Origin of the sequence: Salinisphaera dokdonensis CL-ES53 (genome assembly GCF_040361215.1) — a bacterium.
In the GTDB taxonomy this organism is placed as follows: Bacteria; Pseudomonadota; Gammaproteobacteria; order Nevskiales; family Salinisphaeraceae; genus Salinisphaera; species Salinisphaera dokdonensis.
On sequence record NZ_APND01000002.1, the window covers coordinates 207,457 to 230,000 of the forward strand.

General features: G+C 64.2%; 19 protein-coding genes. 4 read left to right on the top strand and 15 right to left on the bottom strand.

All coding sequences use genetic code 11. From position 1 onward, the window contains the following. Positions 1 to 3: 3 nt before the first annotated feature. From paaA to SADO_RS06905, 11 genes are all read right to left on the bottom strand, one after another. Positions 4 to 999: a 1,2-phenylacetyl-CoA epoxidase subunit PaaA gene (gene paaA, locus SADO_RS06855; RefSeq protein ID WP_353110374.1), complete on the bottom strand. Its 996-nt coding sequence runs from the start codon at positions 997 to 999 to the stop codon at positions 4 to 6. 368 nt (positions 1,000 to 1,367) lie between these two features. After that, positions 1,368 to 2,288, bottom strand: a complete 921-nt coding sequence (gene paaX / locus SADO_RS06860; protein WP_353110376.1) for a phenylacetic acid degradation operon negative regulatory protein PaaX — start codon at positions 2,286 to 2,288, stop codon at positions 1,368 to 1,370. A 209-nt stretch (positions 2,289 to 2,497) separates the two neighbouring features. Beyond that, positions 2,498 to 3,652, bottom strand: coding sequence for an ABC transporter substrate-binding protein (locus tag SADO_RS06865; RefSeq protein ID WP_353110377.1), 1,155 nt, complete (start codon positions 3,650 to 3,652; stop codon positions 2,498 to 2,500). A 73-nt stretch (positions 3,653 to 3,725) separates the two neighbouring features. Continuing rightward, complete coding sequence (locus tag SADO_RS06870; RefSeq protein WP_353110379.1) at positions 3,726 to 4,493, bottom strand: ABC transporter ATP-binding protein; 768 nt, start codon at positions 4,491 to 4,493, stop codon at positions 3,726 to 3,728. Next, entirely contained in the window at positions 4,490 to 5,251 is a 762-nt protein-coding gene (locus SADO_RS06875; protein WP_353110380.1) for an ABC transporter ATP-binding protein, read from the bottom strand. Before SADO_RS06875 ends, SADO_RS06870 begins: the two co-directional genes overlap by 4 nt. Further along, entirely contained in the window at positions 5,248 to 6,198 is a 951-nt protein-coding gene (locus SADO_RS06880) for a branched-chain amino acid ABC transporter permease (protein WP_353110382.1), read from the bottom strand. Before SADO_RS06880 ends, SADO_RS06875 begins: the two co-directional genes overlap by 4 nt. Next, positions 6,198 to 7,073, bottom strand: coding sequence for a branched-chain amino acid ABC transporter permease (locus SADO_RS06885; protein WP_353110384.1), 876 nt, complete (start codon positions 7,071 to 7,073; stop codon positions 6,198 to 6,200). The genes SADO_RS06880 and SADO_RS06885 overlap by 1 nt, the downstream gene beginning before the upstream one ends. Positions 7,074 to 7,492: 419 nt before the next feature. Continuing rightward, a complete protein-coding gene (locus SADO_RS06890; RefSeq protein ID WP_353110386.1) occupies positions 7,493 to 8,710 on the bottom strand; it encodes an amidohydrolase family protein in 1,218 nt (405 codons plus the stop codon). A gap of 25 nt (positions 8,711 to 8,735) precedes the next feature. After that, positions 8,736 to 9,062 (bottom strand): hypothetical protein, encoded by a 327-nt coding sequence (locus SADO_RS06895; protein ID WP_353110388.1) that lies wholly within the window; start codon positions 9,060 to 9,062, stop codon positions 8,736 to 8,738. Then, on the bottom strand, positions 9,049 to 9,447 hold the full coding sequence (locus SADO_RS06900; protein WP_353110389.1) for a Rieske (2Fe-2S) protein: 399 nt from the start codon (positions 9,445 to 9,447) through the stop codon (positions 9,049 to 9,051). Before SADO_RS06900 ends, SADO_RS06895 begins: the two co-directional genes overlap by 14 nt. Before the next feature lie 312 nt (positions 9,448 to 9,759). Then, a complete protein-coding gene (locus SADO_RS06905; protein ID WP_353110391.1) occupies positions 9,760 to 10,680 on the bottom strand; it encodes a LysR family transcriptional regulator in 921 nt (306 codons plus the stop codon). A gap of 129 nt (positions 10,681 to 10,809) precedes the next feature. Between SADO_RS06905 and greB the strand changes: the two genes are divergently transcribed. Beyond that, positions 10,810 to 11,304: a transcription elongation factor GreB gene (gene greB, locus SADO_RS06910; RefSeq protein ID WP_353110393.1), complete on the top strand. Its 495-nt coding sequence runs from the start codon at positions 10,810 to 10,812 to the stop codon at positions 11,302 to 11,304. A 42-nt stretch (positions 11,305 to 11,346) separates the two neighbouring features. Beyond that, positions 11,347 to 12,606, top strand: coding sequence for an MFS transporter (locus SADO_RS06915; RefSeq protein ID WP_353110395.1), 1,260 nt, complete (start codon positions 11,347 to 11,349; stop codon positions 12,604 to 12,606). Here SADO_RS06915 and SADO_RS06920 read toward each other — a convergent pair whose 3' ends face one another. The 4 genes from SADO_RS06920 to SADO_RS06935 form a co-directional block, all read right to left on the bottom strand. Beyond that, positions 12,607 to 13,539, bottom strand: a complete 933-nt coding sequence (locus tag SADO_RS06920; protein ID WP_353110397.1) for an efflux RND transporter periplasmic adaptor subunit — start codon at positions 13,537 to 13,539, stop codon at positions 12,607 to 12,609. Positions 13,540 to 13,607: 68 nt separating this feature from the next. Next, the gene (locus tag SADO_RS06925; protein ID WP_353110399.1) at positions 13,608 to 13,811 is read right to left on the bottom strand and encodes a DUF1656 domain-containing protein; all 204 of its coding nucleotides are present in this window, start codon (positions 13,809 to 13,811) and stop codon (positions 13,608 to 13,610) included. Continuing rightward, positions 13,801 to 15,933 carry an FUSC family protein gene (locus SADO_RS06930; RefSeq protein WP_353110401.1) on the bottom strand — a complete coding sequence of 711 codons (2,133 nt, stop codon included), beginning with the start codon at positions 15,931 to 15,933 and terminating at the stop codon, positions 13,801 to 13,803. Before SADO_RS06930 ends, SADO_RS06925 begins: the two co-directional genes overlap by 11 nt. A 53-nt stretch (positions 15,934 to 15,986) precedes the next feature. Then, positions 15,987 to 16,628: a TetR/AcrR family transcriptional regulator gene (locus SADO_RS06935; protein WP_353110403.1), complete on the bottom strand. Its 642-nt coding sequence runs from the start codon at positions 16,626 to 16,628 to the stop codon at positions 15,987 to 15,989. A gap of 92 nt (positions 16,629 to 16,720) precedes the next feature. Between SADO_RS06935 and SADO_RS06940 the strand changes: the two genes are divergently transcribed. Together SADO_RS06940 and SADO_RS06945 are read left to right on the top strand one after the other, a co-directional pair. Next, the gene (locus SADO_RS06940) at positions 16,721 to 17,839 is read left to right on the top strand and encodes an efflux RND transporter periplasmic adaptor subunit (RefSeq protein WP_353110405.1); all 1,119 of its coding nucleotides are present in this window, start codon (positions 16,721 to 16,723) and stop codon (positions 17,837 to 17,839) included. Beyond that, positions 17,832 to 22,214 (top strand): efflux RND transporter permease subunit, encoded by a 4,383-nt coding sequence (locus SADO_RS06945; protein WP_353110407.1) that lies wholly within the window; start codon positions 17,832 to 17,834, stop codon positions 22,212 to 22,214. Before SADO_RS06940 ends, SADO_RS06945 begins: the two co-directional genes overlap by 8 nt. The last annotated feature ends 330 nt before the right edge of the window (positions 22,215 to 22,544 follow it).

A 22,544-nucleotide genomic window follows, 5' to 3' on the forward strand; every position in this document is an offset into this window, starting at 1 on the left:
GGCTCAGGCCGCTGCGGCTTCGCGGCGACGGGCCTGTTTCTCGGCGTGGGCGGCCGCGGCTTCGCGTACCCAGGCGCCACCCTCGTGGGCGTCGATACGCGCCTGCAGACGTTCCTGATTGCAGGGGCCATAGCCCTTGAGCACGTTCCAGAACTCGTCCCAATCCGGCTCGCCGAAATCGTAGTGGCCCGTTTCCTCGTTCCACTTCAGATCGGGATCGGGAATGGTCAGGCCAAGGAAATCGGCCTGCGGCACGGTCTGGTCGATGTACTTCTGACGCAGTTCGTCGTTGGTGAACAGCTTGATCTTCCACTGCATGGACTGAGCGGTGTTCACCGAATCGGCGTCACGCGGGCCGTGCATCATCACGGACGGCCACCACCAGCGATTGAGCGCGTCCTGGGCCATATCTTTTTGTTCCTGCGTGCCGGTGCATAGCTTGTGCAGGATGTCGAAGCCCTGGCGCTGGTGGAAACTCTCTTCCTTGCACACGCGCACCATCGCGCGGGCATAGGGGCCGTAGGAGCAACGACAGATCGGGATCTGGTTGATGATCGCCGCGCCGTCGACCAGCCAGCCGATCGCACCGATATCGGCCCAGGTCAGCGTCGGGTAGTTGAAGATCGACGAATACTTGGCCTTGCCGGAGAGCAGGTCGGCCTGCATGTCGTCACGCGAAGCGCCCAGCGTTTCCGCAGCGCTGTACAGATACAGGCCGTGACCGGCTTCGTCCTGCACCTTGGCCAGCAGGATCAGCTTACGTTCGAGCGTGGGCGCACGCGTGAGCCAGTTGCCTTCCGGCAGCTGGCCGACGATTTCGGAATGCGCATGCTGGGAGATCTGGCGTACCAGCGTCTTGCGATAGGCATCCGGCATCTCGTCCTTGGGCTCGATCTTGATGCCTTCATCGATACGTGCCTGAAAGGCCGCCTCTTCCGGCGCCATTTCATCGGTGCTGCGCACGCGCTTGGCGCCGGTGTCTACGTTCTGTGCATACATGGCTCGCACTCCCGCCTTTGGAAAGGCTTGTTGGTTGTCACGCGTTCCGTCGCGGAACCGCGTCCGCGGCAGCGCCAACGCCGCCACGTCCTGATACAAATCAATCTACACGGTATCGCATTTTGTATCAAATAAATATTGTGCGCGGGCGAGTGTGATGCAGCGTCTCGCAGATCACTGGTTCGGAATGATTTATTCGGTATATGCCGTTAGTTACAAGACAGAGGGAAGCTGCCCACGGCGGCGATTTCGACGAATCGCGCCCGTCTGAAACGCGATCGTTGCGCGTCGCGATACAGTAAAGCCGGGCTTTGTAGAAAGCTGTGTCTGTTTTTCTGCGCTCTACGGGGCCAGCACAGCCCTGGCGTCTAGAGGCCGCCGAAACGCTCGAAGAAATAGGCGGCCGGTTCCGGCAGAGGGCCGTCGGCCGTCTCCAGCACCTCGCCGAGATAGGCCTCGGCCTGGCGATACGTCGCGCGATAGAGATTGCGACACAGCAGGCGCGCCGCCGCACCGTGCCAATCGCCCGGCAGGACGTCGTCCGGCAATTGGGGATCTCGCAGGAGCAGGCGCCGGATCTCGTGAATCAACAGCGTGCGAATGAGAAAAGCATCCTGCGGGGCGAGCGTTGCCCTGCCCTCGACAGCCCGCCAGACCGGCCGAAAGCGATCGAGAAAATCCGCGTAGTGCACGCCGAGCGCTTCGAGATTCCAGCACTCGCGCACCAGCCGGTTGAGCGGCGCCGACGTAGGCAGGCCTTCGTTGCGCGCGCGCATGAGCACCACGCGTCGTTGCAAATCGAGATCCTGGAGCACGGAGGTCAGCGCAGCCCGTGGCGGCATCGGGTGCGCCAGCATATCGCTCGAAAAAGCGCCAAAGCCCAGCGTGGACAACTCCTTGCGCAACGTCTCGCGCTTGCGCTGTGGCACCTGCGCGGTCAGCACCAGCGTCCACTCGCCATCCCAGGACACCCGCGGCTCGCTGTAGACCCGCTCGTAGGCGCGCTCGAAACTGCGCCAACCGCTGCGGGTGAGACTGTAGTAGCTGCGCCGGCCGATCTGCTCCGAGCTCAACCAGCCTTCCTTAGATAACCGATACACCGACGTGCGAACCAGCCGCTCGTTCAAGCCCAGCGGCTCGAGCAGCTTGATGAGACTGCCCAGCCAGACCGTGCCGCCCCGCGGTGCAATGGCATCGCCATAGACCGAGATGATCAGCGACGTCGCACGCAGCGATCGCCGGCTACGGAAATCTTCGATCAGCGTATCGACGGGTCGGGATCGGGCCAAGATGCGTTCTCCGCACGGGTCGGTCGAACCGCCACGCGACAGGAATCGGCCGAGCCACCGGCTACGGGCGCCTGCACACGCGCGGCATAAAAATGCCCGCGAAGCATGGTTCGCGGGCACTGTATCGCCCTGATTCTAGGGCCTGCGGGTGTTTCATGCGACCGAGCAGGAGTTAGCCCCGCCTTCCCGGCGCGCCGAAACACGGCGCGTCAGTCGATCAACGTCCAGGCGCCGTCATGAATCTCGAGCATGCGGAATGCCGACAGGTCGAGACCCATGTGGTCGTCTGCGCTCATATTGAACACGCCGCCCACGCCGACGAAACCGTCGGTCTTTTCGATCTCGTCGCGGATCGCCGAGCGGTCGGTGCTGCCGGCGGCCTCAATCGCCTTAACCGCGATCATCAGGCCATCGTAGGCATGACCGCCGAACTGCGAGATCGACTCGTTGAAGGTGCTTTCGTACTCCTGCTTGTACGCCATCGCGACGTCCTTCTGCGGGTCACCGTCGGGCAGCTTCGACGCCACCAGCAACGCACCGGCGGGCAGGCGTACGCCTTCGGCCGCATCACCGGCGAGTTCGATGTATTTCTCCGACGCCACGCCGTGCGACTGGTAGAACGGCAGGTCCAGACCCAGCTGGCTGTAGTTGCGGGTCACGATCGCCGGCCCCTGGCCGAAGCCGAAGTTCAGAATCGCCTGCACACCGCTCGTATTGGCGATATTGGTGAGCTGGGCGGTCATGTCTGTGTCGCTGTTGTTATAGCTTTCGTCCGCTACGATCTCGATATCGAACTCGGAGGCGGCTTCCAGCGTCTGGGTACGGCCCGACTGGCCGAAACCGCCGGAACCCGAGATCAGCCCGACCTTGGTGAAACCGCGATCCTGCATGTCCTTGAGGATCTTGCGTGCCGCCATGCGATCGGTATGTGGCGTCTTGAACACCCATTTCTTGACCGGATCGATGATCGGGATACCGCCGGCCAGCGAGATCATCGCGATACGCGAACGCTCGACCAGCGGTACGGCTGCCATGGTGGTGCCAGTGGTGCTGCCGCCCACAATCACGTCGACCCGGTCGGAGTTGATCAGGCGCTTGACGAAGGTGCGCGCCTTGCCGGCGTTGCCGGAGGTGTCGTAATGCACCAGTTCGAGCGGGCGACCCAGTACGCCGCCGTCGTCGTTGATCTTGCCGACCCAGTGCTCAAGCGTCTTGAGTTCCGGATCACCGAGAAACGAAGCCGGCCCGGTCACGGACAGGAAGGTACCGATCTTGATCGGCTTGCCATCGGGCGCGGCGAAGGCGGCCCCGCTGGCGGTCACGAGTGCGAGCAGCAGCGCTGCCCCTATTTTTTTAATTCGCATAACGTCTCCTTGGTTTCTCCCACCTTGCGCATGGCCGACTGTCGCCAGCCTTATCTATTCGTTCTGTTCGGCGTTACATCGGGTCTTCGACCGGCTCGTCGGTCATGCCCAGATAGGCACGCTTGACGTCCGGATGATCGGTCAGCTCCTGGCCGGTGCCGCTGAGCGTGATCTCGCCGGTCTCGAGCACGAAGCCGCGGTCCGCGATCGCCAGCGCACCGGCGGCGTTCTGCTCGACCAGCAGAATGGTGATGCCGTCGGCATTGAGCGTGCGCACGATCTCGAAGATCTCTTCGATCAGCAGCGGCGCCAGGCCCATGCTGGGCTCGTCGAGCAGCAACAGGCGCGGCCGCGCCATCAGCGCACGACCGATGGCCAGCATCTGCTGCTGGCCGCCCGAGAGCATGCCGGCGGCCTGGCGACGCTTTTCCGCGAGGATCGGGAACAGTTCGTATATCCAGTCCAGATCGCGATCGACGGCTGCGCCGGTACCGCGGGTATAGGCGCCCAGCGCGAGATTGTCAGCCACCGACATCGGGCCGAAGACCTGTCGGCCTTCCGGCACCTGGGTGATGCCGCGAGCGACGCGCTTTTGCGCCTTGACCCGGCCGATATCCGCGCCGTCGAAATGGATATCGCCCTGACTGTGCGGCTGGATACCGGAGAGCGTGTTGAGCAGCGTCGTCTTGCCTGCGCCGTTCGCCCCGACCAGGGCGACCAGTTCACCCTCGGCCACATCGAGATCGATATCGCGCAGCGCGGTCACCGCGCCATAACGGGTATGCAGCCCGCGGATGCTCAAAAGCGGCGCAGCGCGTCCGGTCGTTTCTGCAGCGTTCATGCGCCCCCCAGATAAGCAGATACGACTTCGGGGTCGTTCTGCACGGATTGCGGCGTGCCTTGCGCCAGCCGGCGGCCATAATTGAGCACCAGCACGCTGTCGGAGATGTCCATCACCAGGCGCATGTCGTGCTCGACGAGTACGACAGTCACGCCCCGCTCGGCCACTTCGCGGATGAGCGCGCCGATGGCATGGGTTTCGTTGGCATTCAGACCGGCCGCCGGTTCGTCGAGGAACAGCAACTCCGGCTCGGCGGCCAGGGCCCGCGCGATTTCCAGGCGTTTGAGCGCGCCATAGGACATTTCGCCGGGATGTGCGTCGATCTGTTTTTCCAGCCCGGTAAAGCGCATCAGTTCGGCCGCGCGTTCGCGGCAATCACGATCACCCGTGCGTACCGACTTCAAGCGCAGCAGCGAGGGTATGAACCGACGGTTCAGACGCAGATGGCGGCCGACCATGACGTTCTCGATCGCCGACATGTTCATGCACACCTGCAGGTTCTGGAAGGTACGCCCCAACCCGCGGCGGGCAAGCTTGTACGGCGCCAGTCCGCGGGTGTCCTGATCGGAGAGCAGAATGCTGCCCTTGGTCGGCGTATAGATACCGGTCAAAAGATTGATCAGCGTGGTCTTGCCGGCGCCGTTCGGACCGATGATCGAATGGATATGGCCGCGTTCAATCGAGAACGACAGATCGGCGACCGCATCGACACCACCAAAGGATTTGGTCAGCTCGCGGCATTCGAGGATCGCGTTCATCGGCGGCCTCCCGGCATCAGCCGGCCGAGGGTTGGCACGAGGCCGGTCGGCATGAAGATCACGACAACCATCAGGATCAGGCCGAGGACCATCATTTCCAGCTCGTCCACGCCGGTCAGAAACTGCGGCAGCAGCGTGAGGATGACGGCGCCAATCAACGCCCCGTAGGTCGAGGCCATGCCGCCGAGCACCACCATCGTCACGAACTCGATCGAATAGATGAAGTTGGCTAGATCCGGGGTCACGAAGCCGGAGTAATGCGCGGTCAGCACGCCGGCCAGCGCGGCCAGTACCGCCGAGACGACAAAGATCAGCACCTTGTAGCCGAGCGTATGCACGCCCACCACCTCGGCGGCCACTTCCGAGCCGTGCACTGCACGCAGCGCCCGGCCCACGGGCGAGTCGATGAGATTGAGCGCCAGCCAGACGGTGATGAGCAGTAGTACCGCGATCAGCGCGTACCAGTATCGCTCGTCGTAGATCGGCGTGTCACCCACCGACAGCGGCGGCGCCATCATGCCGTCCGGTCCGCCGGTGATGCCGGCTTCGGTACGCAAGACGATGGAAATGAGAATCCCCAACCCGAGGGTCGCCATGGCCAGATAATGGCCGGACAGCCGCAGGATCGGGCGCGCCACCAGGAACGCGAGGATGGCGACAACCACCAGCGCGGCGGGCATCGACAGATAGACCGGCCAGCCATAGTTCGCACTCAGAACAGCGGTCACATAGGCGCCGAGGCCGAAAAAGCCCGCATGGCCCAGGCTGATCTGGCCGGCATAGCCCATGAGCAGATTGAGGCCGACCGCCACCATCGCATTGAGCAGCACATGAATGGCGACGTCGTACTGATAGGGATTGGAGAAGGCCAGCGGCGCCGCGGCGAGGATCAGCGCCACGACGATCAACCCCATGCGCGGCGTACGCAGTGTCTTGAGCATACCCATTACACCCGCTCCGTCGCGCGCGAGCCGAACAGCCCGCTCGGCATCAGGAACAGCACCAGCAGCACGATCACAAAGGGCACGGCGTCCTTGTACTCGGAGGACACATAACCCGCCGTGAATGCTTCCATTATGCCCAGCAGCAGGCCACCGGCCACCGCCCCCAACGGGCTGCCGAGGCCGCCGAGCACTGCGGCAACGAAGCCTTTCAGGCCCAGCATGACGCCGACGTCATAGGCCGTCAGCGTGATCGGCGCGGCGACCGCACCCGCGATGGCGCCGAGGGCTGCTGCCAGCGCAAACGACAGCATGAGGATGAAACGCGGGTTGATCCCGACCAGCCGTGCCGCATCCGGATTGTGGGACACCGCGAGCATCGCCTTGCCGGTAAGCGTGCGCTTGAAGAACCACGCCAGCAGGCAGACGACCACCGCACCGACACCCAGCACCCACAGGCTCTGCGGCAGGATCGTGGCGCCCGCGATATTGATCGGCGTATTACCGCTGAATGCCGGCAGCGCATGGATCGACTTGCCCCAGAAGAACTGGGCGCCGCCACGCAGGAACAGCGAAGCACCGATCGTGATGATGATCAGCGGCACGATATCGTTTGTGCCGGCTCGCTCGATCGCCAGCTTTTCCACCAGGATGCCGGCAACGACGGCCACGACGATCGCCCCCACCACGGCAACCGGCATCGGCAGGCCGTACTGCATGAGCATGACCGAGCCCAGCCCGCCGATCATCAGAAACTCGCCCTGGGCGAAATTGATGATGTGGCTGGCGTTATAGATGATGGTGAAACCCAGCGCGACGAGCGCATAGGTCGAGCCGGCGGTCAGCCCCGAGAACAGGTACTGCATGAATTCAGCGAACACGGCGGGCGCCCTCCGACAGACCTGACGAAGCCGCATTCGGCCATGCGCTCCGAACAGCCACCACACCATGCCAGCCGTCGAGCGCGTGTATCGCGCTCGGGCAATCGATCCCTCTCAATGCCGTCTCCTCCGTCTGGCGAGTCGGCAGGAACCGGACCGGCCCTATGTGGCCAATCGCCCGATCCCTGCTTTGCCCCCTTGGGCCTCGCTCGCAATATCTATCGATGATTCGTCACATCGGCCCCCGGGCTCGAACGCGACGAACGCTCTTGTAGTTATCGGACGGCCTTGGTCAGCCGCCTCGCTTCGGGAACCAAATCCCGACGTGATACTGCGACTCCGCAGATCACGGCCTATAAGTATCACGATTAGATCGGCGGATGCGACTCATGCACATGGCATTGAGTCGAGGTCTCGGCTCACAGCTTTGAGAACAGTCGCTTGGCGTTCTCGCCCAGAATATTGCGCTTCGCCTTTTCGGACAGAAACGGCAGATTCGCGATTCGTGCCGGCGTATCGAAATCCCAGTGCGGCCAGTCCGAGGAGTACAGAAGCTGGGTCTCGGCGTTGATCGCCGTGAACGTCGACTCCAGCAGCTTCATGTCGGTGACTTCGAGCGGCTGCGAGGTGTAATACATCTCGCGCATGTACTCGCTGGGCAGCTTGGTGAGCTGCGGCGCATCCGACTGGCGCATGAGATATTCGTGGTCGAGGCGCTGCATCATGAAAGGCATCCACGCCAGACCCGACTCGATCCAGATCACATCCAGATTCGGGAATCGCTCCGGCATCGCATTCATCACCCAGTTGGTGAGATGGATCATGTTGCAGGTCACGAACGACAGCGCATGCACCGAAATGAACCGGTTCATTGCCTGGGCGACGTTGTAGTCGGGCCCCGCATGGAAGCCGATCGGCAGGCCGCGCCGTTCGAGTTCGGCATAGATCTGCACGTACTGCGGCTCGAATACGGCTTCGTCGCGCTGGCTGGTCACCAGAAAGCCGATCACCTGCGGATGATCCGCATACTGTTCGATGGTCTGCATGCAGGCTTCGGCGTCGGAAAACGGCAGCGCGAGCATCGTCTTGATACGCGGCTCGTAGTGCAGAACGCGTTCGACGAACCACTTGTTGTAGGCCTTGATGAGCTGGGTCTGGGTCGGCTTGGACGGGTGCAGGCCGATCTCGAGCATCGGCTGCGGGAACACGATCTGCACGTCGAGGCCGAGCGAATCCATCACCCGGCGTACCAGGGTGATATCGCGTGGTTCCTCACTGTCGGGCACGTCTTCGGCCAGCTCCGCCTGATGCGGAATACGCCCGGCCACATCCTGCTGCGTCAGCCCCGGCGGATGGTTGGATAACGCCACGTTGCCGGCATTGGGCCAGTTCTTGGACATGGCCTTGCCGTTGTAGCGCAGCACCGGGTCCTCGATGCACTCGAGAATCTCGTCCCAGTTATCGAGTTCGACGTGGTGGGCGTCGATATCGGCGATGAAGTAGTCGTCGAGGTTGTAGCGCTCCACGTCGCGGCGGGCATTGGCGAGAATGTCGCGCGTATCGGTGCGGGTAGTGATTTCCTGCACGTCGAGCGGCTTGGCGCGACGTGCCTCGTTCTTGTTTACGGAATCATCCATGAGTCGTTCTCCTCGGCGCCGCGCTTCAGCTGCGGCGCAGTTTCGATTGCCAGAGGGCCAGATCGAAGGTGTTTAGATCCTGGGCGTGCATCAATGCGCTGATCGCGCTGACGGCCTCCGTGGTCGACACGCCCTTGGCGCTCAGCTCGACGCCGGCCTCGTGCGTGCTGAGCGTCGCGGAATAGAGCCGCACAGCCATGGTCATCAGTGCATCGACGCTTTCGGCGCTCAGATCGTGCCCTGCCCCGTCCAGACCAATGCCCTCGGTCGCGGCACGCAACTGTTCGATCAGCGGATCCACATCGGTCGCGACGGCGCGTGCGGCCGGCGACTGCGATTCAGATGTGGACATAGACCTCACCCTCGTCGGTTTCCTCGACCGTGACCGGGCGCAGGCCGATGCTCTTCTTGCCGGCATGGCGGCCGGTCTTGAGGCTGTATTCGTAGCCGTGCCAGGGACAGGCGATATGCATGTCCGATTCATCGAATGCATTGCCGACCGGCCGGCCTGCGTCGTCGAACTGCTCGTATACACGCGGCACGATCAGGCCTTGGCAGATCGGCCCGCCCATATGGGCACAGCGGTTTTCGTAGGCGACCAGATCGCCGCCAACCCGAAACACGCCGACGGTCTTGTCGCCGGCATCGACGACCATGCGACCGTGCTCCGGAATATCTTCGCTGCGCCCGACGTGCCAGGCCTGTTTTTGCGGCGCTGCCGTTGTCGTTTCACTCATGGGTCTGCTCTCCTTGTCGCTCGCGTGGCGCACCGAAGCCGGCGCCAACGCGCTTGTTGTCTGCTCGTGGGATCAACCGGTGTTCGTAGTCATCGGTGGGCATCGCCCCAACCGGCGCCGACGGGCGGGCCGTTCACGGCTGGGGCGTGCCGATAAAGCGTGGGCAATGCCGGCATGAATTCTCCTCGGTGCGCACACGATCGATCTTTATGGAATGGTCGCGCCCGCTGCGCGGCTGCCGTGTGTCGCTATCTAGAAAAGCAGCCTCCCCAGGACGGGTAAAGAACTTTTTCAGTCACGAACCTGACCGAATCAGTCAGTGCGACCTTCGTCGGATGCATCGACCGAATCATCGTGCAGGAGCGCACAAAAGCGCTCGACCACCATGCTGCGCTGGATGTCGGCCTTGTGGATGACGACGAGTTCGGCGTTCGGGTCCGGCAGTCCGGACACGCCGTGGCGGCGCAGGCCGGCGTCGGCGCTCGCTTCGTCTTCCGACGGATTCACGGCAATCAGGGCAACGCCCACACCGCGGCGCACCAGCGCATGGAGTATCGGCACGTCGGAACATTCACTCACCACGCTCGGTGTGAGCCCACGCGCGTAGAAGGCGTCGAGCACCCGCTCGAAAGAGCCGAAACGACTGTTCCGGTGCAACAGCAGCAGCGGACAATCGGCCAGTTTCGCCAGATCGACCGGATCTTCGAGGCCGCTATCCGGCCGTGCCAGGGCTACATACCGCAGCGGCGTGAGATGTCGGGAAACCAAGCCCGGCGTCTCGATCGGCCGGGGAACGACGGCCAGATCCAGCGTGCGGCAGTCGACCATGGTCTGCAAAGCATGCGGCTCGCCCTGCCAGCATACGAACCGTATATCGGGATAGTCCCGGTTCAGCGCCGCGATCGTGCGGGCAACGGGCTCGACGCCTGCGGCCGTCGTGCCCACGCGAATCTGGCCCGCCACACCCTTCGACAAGGCCTGCATGCGCGTATCGATATCGTCGGCCAGCTGCAGCAGTTCGCAGGCATGGGCATAGAGAAAGCGCCCTTCGTCGCGCAGATGCAGCCGGTGGTTGATGCGCTCGAACAGGGCGACGTCCCAGTCCGCTTCGAGTTGCCGGATCTGCTTGCTGAGCGGCGGCTGGGCGACATGCAGCGCCTCGGCGGCGGCCGCGATCGTGCCGTGTTCGACGACGGCCTTGAAATAGCGAAGCGGCCGCAGCTTCATTTCCATGCTTTTCCCCTTCTGGCGCGCGCTTTTGGCATCGGATCGATCATAGCCGGGCCGGCGGCCGGCTTCGAGCCGTCGTCTCCGATACACCGCTGGCCGCACGCGCTCGCGGTCACTACAGTACGCACGACCATGACAAGCACGAAAAAACGCGACTACATCACCCGGGCCGGCTGGCAGAAGCTGGCCGATGAGCTCGACTATCTCTGGCGCGAGAAGCGCCCGCACGTCACCCGCGAGCTGTCGGCGGCGGCCGCCGAGGGCGATCGCTCGGAGAACGCGGAATATATCTACCGCAAGAAAGAGCTGCGCGAGATCGATCGGCGGGTGCGCTACCTCGGCAAGCGCATCGACGAGCTCACCGTAGTCGAGACCACGCCCGACGATCCGGACAAGGTGTTCTTCGGCGCCTGGATCGACGTAGCCGACGACAACGACCAAACCCATCGCTACCGCATTGTCGGCGCCGACGAGACCGAGGCGGCCACGGGTGCGATCAGCCTCAACTCGCCGGTCGCGCGGGCACTGATTGGCAAGCGCCTGGGCGACGTGATCGTGGTCACCCTGCCGCAAGGCGAACGCGAACTCGAGATCATGGCGATCCACTACGAGCCGCCCACAGCCTGACCGGCATCACGATCCGCCGACCGGTGTAGCATACAGCCGGCCATGATCCGCTCATTGACACCCGAAGCCGACAGCGTGCTGCGCGACCGCGCTTTCGTGCAGCTGCTCACCGGCCGTATTACCGCGACGCTGGCGACCCAGATCCAGTCGGTCGTGGTCGGCTGGCAGTTGTACGACATGACCCGCGACCCGCTCACCCTCGGCTGGGTGGGCCTGGCGCAGTTCCTGCCGATGGCGCTGCTGGTGCTGCCAGCCGGCGACGCGGCGGATCGACTACCGCGACGCCTGATCCTGACCGCGAGCTGGCTCGTGCAGGCGATCGCCGGCCTGCTGTTCCTGGCGCTGACACTGTCGGGCAGCCAATCCCCGGTGGGATTTTTCGGCGTGCTGGTACTGTTCGGCATGGCCCGCGCCTTTGCCGGGCCGGGCATGCAGTCACTGCTACCGCAGATCGTGGGCGAGGCGCGCCTGCCGAAAGCGATCGCCTGGAATTCGTCGGCGTTTCAGGTGGCGGTGATCGGCGGCCCGGCGCTGGGCGGCGCGGTGTATCTGCTTGGCCCGGCTTTCGCCTATCTGCTCTGCGCCCTGCTGTTCGCCAGCGCCGCGGTGTCGATCGCGATGATCCGGCGCCGCCTGCCGGCCCGTGCCGACACCACCCGCCAGAGCGCATTCGCACGCTTCACCGCCGGCATCGTCTATGTGCGCACGCGGCCGATCATTCTCGGCGCGATCTCGCTGGATCTGTTCGCCGTGCTGCTCGGCGGCGCGACCGCCCTGCTACCCGTCTATGCCCACGAGATTCTGCATGTCGGCCCGGCCGGGCTGGGCCTGCTGCGCAGCGCGGTGGCCATCGGCGCGTTCGCGATGGGCGTCTATCTCGGACGCAACGCGCTCGAACGCCGGGCCGGCGCGATCATGTTCGCGGCCGTGGCGATCTTCGGTTTCGCGACCATCGTGTTCGGCCTGTCGAGCAGTTTCGTGCTCTCGTTCTTCGCGCTGATGATCATGGGCGCGGCCGACATGATCAGCGTGTTCGTGCGGTCCTCGCTGATCCAGCTGGCTACGCCGGACGCCATGCGCGGGCGGGTGAACGCGGTGAACATGCTCTTCATCGGCGCCTCCAACGAGCTGGGAGAATTCGAGTCCGGCGTGACGGCGGCGCTGTTCGGCACCGTGGGCGCGGTCGTGATCGGCGGTGCCGGCACGTTGGCGGTGGTCGGCATCTGGATGGCGCTATTTCCGGCCCTGCGCCGGGTGGACCGCCTCAGCGACGTGGCAACAACACGCACGACGCCCGACTGATCACGCGCCGTCGAAATCGCCTGGCGGCTTGACGAGGCCGTCGTGCGGTGACGATGCACTCTCGGTATCGCCCCCGTCATCCGGGTCCACATGCACGGTGGCCGACAGCCCGACCGTGAGCGCCAGGTCGGCCGGCAGCGCATCGAAGGCGATGGTCACCGGTACGCGCTGGGCCAGGCGCACCCACTGAAAAACCGGATCGACATTGGGCAGATTGCGCTCGCCGGACACGTTATTGGCGACCGCTATACCGCGGCCGATACTCGCCACATGCCCGGCAAGCCTGTGGTCGCTGGCCATGAGATCGATACGCACCGGGTCGCCAATCTCGATATGCGGCAGCTTGGTCTCCTCGAAATAGGCGGTGATACGGAAGGTTTCTGCGTCCACCAGCGTCATCATCGCCTCGCCCTGGCGGGCATAGTCGCCCTCGTCGAGCAGCAGATGGGTCACGAAACCGTTGACCGGGGAACGCACCGTCGCCCACTCAAGATCCTGACGCGCTTGCGCCAGCCGGGCCTTTGCCTGGCTCACCGAAGCGTTTGCGGTGCCCAGATCGGATTGGGCCTGCTGGCGCGCCTGGGTGGACACGCTGCCACGCGGCAGGCGTTCGAGCCGCTGTTCGTTGCTGCGCGCGAAACGCTGTCGGGCGGCGGCCTGCTCGAGCGCGGCCTCAGCTTCTGCCACCGCGTTCTCGAAACGTACCGGCTGGATCTTGAACAGCAGGTCGCCCTTCTCGACATAGTGGTCATCCGGCACGGCCACCTCGGCCACCGTGCCCGAAACCTCGGGCGCGATATTGATCACGTTCGCCTGTACCCGCGCGTCTCGCGTCCACGGCGCATAGACATAGTGCTGCCAAGCGAACCACGCCAGCACGCCCGCCACGGCCACAACAGTGAGCGTTGTAAGCACTCGCAAAACGATCGCCACAGAAGCTCTGGAACTCGCCATTCAATAAAACCCTGAAAACAGATCGAGCAAACGTATCGGCGCGCCGCTCATGGCCCGAACACGAGCAGCAAGCTCGCCAACACGATGATGAACAATGCCGCGCCGGCCAGCGCCGGATGCCAGAACAGGCGATAGGCGCGTACCCGCAACAAAGCGAAGCGCAATGCGAGATACACCAGCCCCGCCGCGGCCAGAAAGGCCAGGAATGCCGGCAGATAGATGCCGCCGAACGCGATCTGCTCAAACCACACGATCGGATGCCCCCAGCCGTATGCGCGTTCCGTCGGCATTCTCGCGCGCCATGCCGTAATCGGCCAACGCGGCTGCCACCAACTCGGCGGCCACACCCGCGCGCACGCCATGGCGCAGCCGTCGGCGCGGCGTGAATACCAGCGACTCCTTCAACAAACGCTGCGCCAGTGTGTTGGCGCGGGTCTGTACGGAAAACACGTCGTCGACCGCGGGATAGCCGTGTCTGAACAGGGCTTCGAGCTCGGCGAGCAGATCCTGTACGGCGGCCTGGGTGCCCGCCGCGAACCCGGCATGGCCGGCCATCACCCGCAGCGAACGCGCTTCCAGCCCCATGTTCACTGCCGAGAACGCGGCCTGGCGGGCGCTGACATGGGTTTCGCCCTGGTCAGCCGCGACCGGCAGACGCAACAGGCGATCGTATATTCGGGTCTCGAAGCGTTCACGCGAGCCGGTGAAGCCCTTGGCCAATTCGCCGAACATGCCGGCCAGACGCTCGCGCAGCAGCCCGCGTGGTGAAACCGGCAGAATCAGAGAAAAGGCGACCAACGCCAAGATCACCGCAAGCGAAATCCCCATGAAAGCTTCGGCAAAGGTGATGAAGTCTTGGCGGCTGCCATTGGCCGGATTCACCAGCAGCGCGAACTGCACGAGACTGATTCGCCCGACCAGCGCCAGACTGGGGGTCGCCATGGCCAGCCCGGCCACGAATACGAAGGGCAACAGCACGACCATGAGCATGACGAAGCCGTTGACTGCGGGCAGCAATACGAAATTGGCGACAAACGCCGACACAAAGGCGCATACCGACCCGATCGCAAAGCCACGCGCTCCAGCGACGGGATTGTCGCCAAGCGCGAACAGCGTGGTCAGCACGGCGAGCAGTACCATCATGCCGCTCAGAGCCGGATCGTTATGGGTGGCCCAGATTGCCGCCCCCACCGCGATAGCCGTGCCCGCTCGCACCGTCGTGCGCAACGATTCGCGTAGCGACACGGGCGCCGAAAACTCGTTGCGACGCGAGGCCCGGGCCGTGCCGGCGCCGCGTTCGGCCAAGAGCATGCCGTGCTTGATCACCGCGGCGCGCATGCGGTTGGCCAGGTCCAGCGCGCGGCTGATGATCACCCAGTCGACCAGCGAGCGGCGCGCATCGTTACCGCGGTCGGCGCGCGCGTCCGCCAGGATCGCGTTATAAGCCTGACCAAAGGCGTGCTTGATGGGGCCCGTGTCGTTCGGATCGCGGGCGAGCAGCGCTGCCGCGTCGTCGAGCTTTCGCAGCGGGCCGACATCGACCCGGCTCCCGAACTTGCCCAGATAAACCTGTAGCGAAGCCATGCTGCTGACCAGCGCCAGCAGCTCGTAATCGAGCCGGCGCGCGAGCCGGTCGTATTCAGAGAAGGCGGGCTCGTCGTAGCGCGCGTACTGGCGCGTCTGCTCCAGTGCCAGCGTCTTGCTGACGAGCTCGTGCAGTAGCGGATGGGGCGCAGTGGGATCGCCGTGACCCACCCCTTGACCTGCATCGCGTTCGTCGGGGCCACAACCGATACGGCGGAACTGCCGCCCCATCGCCTTCATCGCCGCCACGCGCGCTTCGAGATACTTGCGTGCGGTCACACCCGGCGCGAGCAGCACGCTCACGAATGCGGCCACGACTGCCGCCAGGCCGGTTTCTGCGGTTCGCGCCACAGCCACGGAGAACACCGTGTCCGGATCGGCCATCGCACGCACGCCCACGATCATGGTCACGTAACCGGCCAGCACGAAGCCGTAGGACAGGTTGTTCCGAAACAAACTGGCACAGAACACCATCAGGCTGACCCACACGACCAGGCTGACGCAGAACAACACATAACTCTGCGCAAACAGCGCGACCAGCACGATGGAGATCACGCCGGCGACGAACGTACCCAGCAGCCGCGAGAACGCGCGAACCACCAGAAAACCCGGCAACGGCTGGATCAGGATCGCGACGTTGATGAATGCCCAGTAGGCGTTGTCGAGCTGCAGCCAGAACGCCAGGTACAACACGAGCGCCACGGACACGCAGCAACGGATCGCGAACGACACGCTCTCGGCGCTCGGAAGGAAAAGCCAGGCCAGACGATGCATAGCTGCATTATACAATCGGATCACCCCGCGCCTCTAGGCGCGCTGGCCCGGGTTGCGCAAACGCGCTGCTAGGCTGTGGCTTGCACGGCCGAAGGCACCGTCGTCGGCAGCAGGATGTCGAGCACCCGATCGAGATTTGCTTCGAGTGCTTTGGTATCGAGCACCGAACAGGTCGGCAGCTCGTTGTGCAGCGATACCAGACCATGGACGCTCGACCAGAGCGTGAGCACCAGCCCGTCGCGATCCTCCACCGCCAGCGTGCCCGCCTGCTGGCCACTGATCACGGCGTTCTGCAGGACATAGAACGCGCGCTCGGCTGCGGCGGTCATGTCCGGATACTCGTCGACCTCGAAATCGCTGGCAAACATCAGCCGATAGAGATGCGGATCAGCGGCGCCGAAACGGGCGTATTCATGAAGCAGCCGCCGCAAGGCCGCGACGTCCCGTGTGCGGTAGTCGGCGAGCAGGCGCGCCGCTGTCTGACTGAGCTGCTCGAAACCGTGTCGGGCGCAGGCGGCAAGCAGGCCGCGCTTGTCGGCGAAATGCCGGTAAGGCGCGCTGCGCGAGACATTTATACAGCGCGCGACTTCGCGCAGCGTGACGCCGGATAGCCCGTGATCGTGCAGCAGCGAAAGGGCCGCGCGCACGCAGGCATTGGCGAGATCGCCGTGGTGGTAAGGGTCGCCGCCGACCTGCGCTTTGCCGCTCATTCGCCAGAGGCTAACACGTTGTTGACACTGTCAACATGAAAACCTAGCGTTAGCCCCGCGGCGCGAATCGCGCCTTCGATCCGGGGAATCGATTGCTTATCAAGAACAATAAACGCGGCGTGTGGCCGGTGCGTGCCGGCGCGCTTCTATTGACCGCCCTGCTGGGTCTGAACGTGACGGCTTGTTCCGAGACCGACGCGTCCGACAAGAACGCGCAGGGCGCCATCGCAGAAAAAGCCGTGCGCGTGGCTTCGGTCGAGGCAAACGAACGCGCACGCATATTTTCGCTGACCGGTATCACCCGGGCAGCCAGCCGTGCGCAGCTGGCGTTCCAGGTCAGCGGCCAACTCGCCGAGCGGCCGGTACGCATCGGCAGCACGGTCGAGAAGAACGATCTCATCGCCCGGCTGAGCCAGCCCGAACTCGGCCCCGCTGCGACCGCTGCCAAGGCCGATGTCCGACAGCTGTCGACCCAGTTGGCCCAGGCACAACGCGACCTGGCGCGCGTCGAGAAGCTGGTCGCGCAGGATGCCGCCACGCGACAGGAGTTGGAAAACACCCAGGCACGTCGCAATACGCTGTCTGCACAACTGGCAAGTGCCCGCGCGCAAAGCGAACGGGCCCAGAACTCGGCCGACGAGCAACGTCTGACCGCGCCGATCGCCGGCACGATCGAGCAGGTTTTCTTCGAGCCCGGCGAGTTCGTGCCCGCCGGTCAGCCGGTGGTGGCACTGAGCGGTGAGCAGTCACTGGAAGTCGAAATCGGCGTGCCTGAGAACCTGCTTGCGGCGGTCGCGCCCGGGAACCGGGCAGTTCTCACGCTGCCGTTCTTCGATAATCGCGAAATCGAAGGCACGGTCAGCCAGCTCGCCCGTGCCGCCCAGGGCGCCGGGCAGTTGTTCGCGGCGGTGATCACGGTCGAGCCCGATGAAGAACTGCGCGCCGGCCTTAGCGTGAAATGGGGAATCGAGGCCAAACCCCCGTCGAGTCTCATGGTGCCGGCCACAGCGGTCGCCAGCCCTGGCGGCACCGATGCGCCCCGTGTCTACCGGGTGCGAGACAGCGTAGCAACCGCAGTGCCAGTGGTACCCGGCGAGATCGTTGGCGAAAACGTGCTGGTCACCGGCGATCTGGAGATCGGCGATTCGGTGGTCACCGTCGGGCTCAACAATCTCAGCAGTGGCCGCAAGGTTCGCGTTCTCGATGACTGACCCGCTGGAACGCCTGCTGGGCCAAGGGCGGCTTATCTTCACCCTGGTCACGGTCTTCGTGCTCGCGGGCCTCGCTGCCTTTCTCTACATGGATCGGCAGGAAGACCCGTCGTTTCCCTACCGCGCGGGCCTGATCACCGTGCCCTTCCCCGGCGCTGCACCGGACCGCATCGAGCGGCTGGTCATCAAGCCGCTGGAGGAACAGATCGCCGAGGTGGAACAGGTCGACCTGATCAAATCGACTGCACGCCAGGGCGTCGCGATCGTGACCGTGGAACTGGCAGGCTCGGTTTACGATACCGACAGCGGCTGGGATCGGGTACGCGTCGCGATGGACGATGCCAGCCGTGACTATCCAGACGGCGTCGGCCCGGCGCGCCTGAACGATCGCGTCATCGATGCCTCGACAGTGCTGCTGGCGATTACCGGCAGCAACGACCCGCTGGTGCTCGTCGATGCCGCGAAGAAGCTGCGCAAGCGCTTGATTGGGGTCGACGAGGTGGCCTCCACCAATCTGTTTGGCGACCCCGGCAAGCAGATCACCATCGCAACCGACGATGCGGCCATCGCCCGCTACCGACTGTCGCCCCGGCAGATCGCCAACGATATCCGGGCCAGTAACAGCGTGGCAGCAGGCGGTTCGATCCTGCTCGCGGGCGCGTCGGTTAACCTCAAACCAAGCACCGATTTCGGTTCGATCGAAGACATTCGGGCGACGGCTATCGGCCTGCCGGGCGGTGGCACCGTGCCGCTGTCGGCGATCGCTCATGTGTATGAGTCCAGCGCCCAGCCGCCGCAGGAGCGGGTGTGGTTTCAGGGCGAACGAGCGGTCGCGGTGGAAGTGGTCGCCGTACGCGAAACCACCGACGTGGTGACCTTCGGCCACCGCGTACGTGCGGCAGCGGACGAAATGCGGGCCGATCTCGCACCGCTGCAGATCGAAGAGATGTTCTACCAGCCGGCGCAGACCGAGCAACGACTGGAGAACCTCACCTTCAACCTGCTCGCGTCGATCGCGATCATCCTCGGCATCCTCTTCGTGTTCATGGGCTGGCGGATGGGCGTGATCGTCGCGGTGCTGTTGCCGCTCGTTACGCTGACCGCAATCGCGCTCTATGCGCTTGGCGGCGGCGTATTACAGCAGATGGCCGTTATCGGCCTGGTCGTCGCGCTCGGCATTTTGGTCGATAACGCGATCGTCATGACCGAGAACGTACAATGGCATCTCAACGGCGGCGCGTCGCCGCATGATGCCGCCATGCGCTCGGTACGCGAACTTGCCGGTCCATTGCTGGCCGCCACCGGCACGACGCTGGCGGCCTTCGTGCCCATGCTTCTCGCCGACGGCAACTCGGCGGATTTCATCCGCGCCCTGCCGATCACGATCATGATCGCGCTGACCGTGAGTTACGCCTATGCGATCACGGTGACGCCACTGATCAGCCGGCGCTTTCTACGCCCGCAGGTACAGAGCCGTCGCGATCCGGTACAGCGTCTTGCGGACGGGCTGGCACACGTCACCGCTCGACACCCGGCCGCATGGCTCGCGCTGGGCATTGCGGCGATCGTGATCGCGCTCGGCTGCATGCGCTTCGTCGATCAGGAGTTCTTCCCCAAGGCCGACCGTGCGACCGTGATCGTCGACATCACGTTGCCAGAAGGCACCCATCTGAGCACCACCCAGGACACCGCACGCCAGCTCGAACAGGCGCTGCACGAAATGGACGGCGTGCAGACCGTGCACGGCTTCATTGGCACCGGTGGGCCGAAATTCTATTACAACCTCCAGCAGTTACCCGAGGCGCCGCAACGGGCCCGACTGGTGGTGAAGACCGATGGCCTGGAACGCAATCACGGCATCATCGACGCCATCGAACATTACAGCGCCGACCATCTGCCTGCGGCCGACGTCGTGGCATCGGTACTCAGCCAGGGCCCGCCGGTCACCGCACCGATCGAGCTGCGTGTTTTCAACGACGCCCCGCAGCGGCTGGTTCAGGCCACCGAACAGATCTTCAACGCCGCGCTCGCGATCAACGGCACCCGCGATGTACGCCACGATCTCGGCACCGGGGTACCGAGCCTTGATTACACCATCCAGCCCGCGGTGGCGCGCAGTTTTGGCGTGACGCCCGTTGATGTCGCCGAGGCGCTGCGCGGCCGCAGCCACGGATTGATCGTCGGCCAGTACCGCGCCGGCGAGGATCCGGTGCCGATCAAGCTGCGCAGCCCCGAGGGCGAGCGTTTCTCGCCCACTTCGCTGCAGACGACCAGCGTCTATAGCGCCCAGGGCGACTCGGTGCCATTGATGCAGGTCGCGGTCACGCGACTGGCGATCGAACCGGGCGCGATTCGTCACCACAACCAGCGCCGGGTGGCCCACGTGTACAGCGAGCTCATCGAAGGCCATGTCTACAGTCAGGTGCTCACGCCGCTCAAGGCAACGGTCGCCGATCTGGATTTGCCGGCGGGCACGGAAGTGGAATACGGCGGTGACGCCGAGGAATCCGGCAAGGCCAACGCGGCGCTATTCACGGCCGCCCCGTTGGGCATCGCGTTGCTGCTGTTCTTTCTGCTGGTGCAATTCAACTCGTTCATTCGCGTCGGTCTTGTACTACTGACCGCGCCTTTCGCGCTCGTCGGCGTCGTGCCGGGCCTGCTGCTTCTGCAAATTCCGTTCGGATTTCAGCCGTTGCTCGGCCTGTTCGCGCTGACCGGCATCGTAGTGAATAACGCCATCGTCCTGATCGATGTCATCGATGATCGCTGGGCAAAAGGATCGGCATTGCCGGAAGCCATTGCGGAAGCAGTAAGACGCCGTACGCGGCCGATCCTGCTGACTACGGCGACCACGATTGCCGGTCTGCTACCACTGGCGTTTTCCGATACGACGCTCTGGCCGCCGCTGGCCTGGCCGATCATCACAGGCCTGCTCGCTTCGACGCTGCTGACACTCATCGTGCTGCCGGCCGTATGTCGCTTGACCATGAAGCCGCCGCCCCGCGCCCTCGCGACGGTGGGACTGGTGGCCGCAGCTGTGCTCAGCGCGATGGTGCTAGCGCCGCAGCCGGCGATGGCGCAGACGCATTCCGACGAAGCCGTTCACAGGATCAGTTTCGGCGACAGCATTCGCCTCGCTCCTCAACGCGCACGCGTTCTGGCCGACAGAATGCAGGCCACCGCCGCAGGCGCGGCCGCCGATCGGGTGCGCCGTGCCGGTCGCTACCCGACCCTCTCGGCGAGCGCCTATGTGTCGCGCAGCGATGAAGTCGCGCGCCTCGATACAGCCGATGCCGCTGAAGCGTTCGGTCAGTCGCTGAACTTCCCCGAGGAATCGATACCGGTCGGGTCACGTGATAAACGCGGCGCGACGGTAGAGCTACGCCAACCGCTGATCAACGCGGCCAGCCAACTGTACGAGGGGCCTGCAGCCGCTGCTACTGCAGGCGCCGCGGGACACACGCTCGAACGCTCCCGACTAACCAGTATGGCGGACGGAGCGAACGCCTATCTCGACGTGCTGACGGTGCAGGCCCGCGCTGAGGCGAATCGAGCGCTTGTCGAGAACCTCGTCGCGCGCGCCGCCAAGATCAAGGCCCTGCAAGCAGACGGGCGAGCGCTACGCAGCGATGTACTCGAAGTCGACTATCGCGAACGCGAAGCGAAACAGCAGCAACTCACTCTGGAACAAGATCTTCACGTCGCCGAGGCAGCGCTTGCGCGTGCGCTTGGGCTCGAAGCTCGCGCGAGCGCCATACCGCTGACATTCACGCCACCAGCGATCACCAAGACCCCCGATGCGCTGGTCGAAGACGCCATTCGCCAACGTAATGATCTCGCCTCGCTCGACGCACGGATTCGCGCTGCAGCGCTGCAGGTGAAATCATCCTCTGCGCAGCGCTTACCGACCCTCGATGCGGTAGCAAGCCTCCACTACAACGAAGGGAACGCGTTCCTACCGGAACGCGAGGGCCGCATCGCTGCCCAGGTCAATTGGACGCCGTTCGCCGGCGGCACAATCAGCGCCGCACGGCGTGAAGCCGAAGCGCGCCTGGAAGCTTTGCGAGCCCAGCGAACGGAATTGGTTGCCGGGCTGCGGGTCGAGATTGCCCGCGCGGTCTCGACGCTCCAGGACAACCGTGAACGCGTCGAACTAGCGTTGCTCGGTGTAGCTAGTGCCGAGGCCACCCGCCAGACGCGTGCCGCGCGCCTGGAAGCAGGTCGTGCAAATATCGATGATCTTCTTGACGCCGAAACCACCCTTGCTGACCGCCGAGCCCAAGTCGCGATCGCCCGTTACGAGGTGCTCCGGGCCTGGGTACAGTTGAAAACCGCGACCGGCAATGCGGCCGCACTGAGTCATGCCGGTGCGTAACGCCAGTGCACAAGTGATCGAGAGCGATGATCGCGTTCAGCGAGCCTCTATCCAGATAAAGCTCAAACGATCAGCTGGGTGTGCCCGGTACGGGTGTTCCAGTAAACGATTACCGAATGAGGCCGACCTCACTCTCTGACCTAAAGAACCGCATGCTGCGTTAGCACAAAGGGTGTTCGCCCAACCTATTCGACCCGAGCGCGCGAGACATAATCTGCAATCGCGACACCAATGATCATCGCAGGGTCATAAAACGAAACGACTGGCTTGGACGACGTGTTCTGAAGGCTGACCTGCATACCGATGCTCAACCCGCTCCCGCTATCCGCC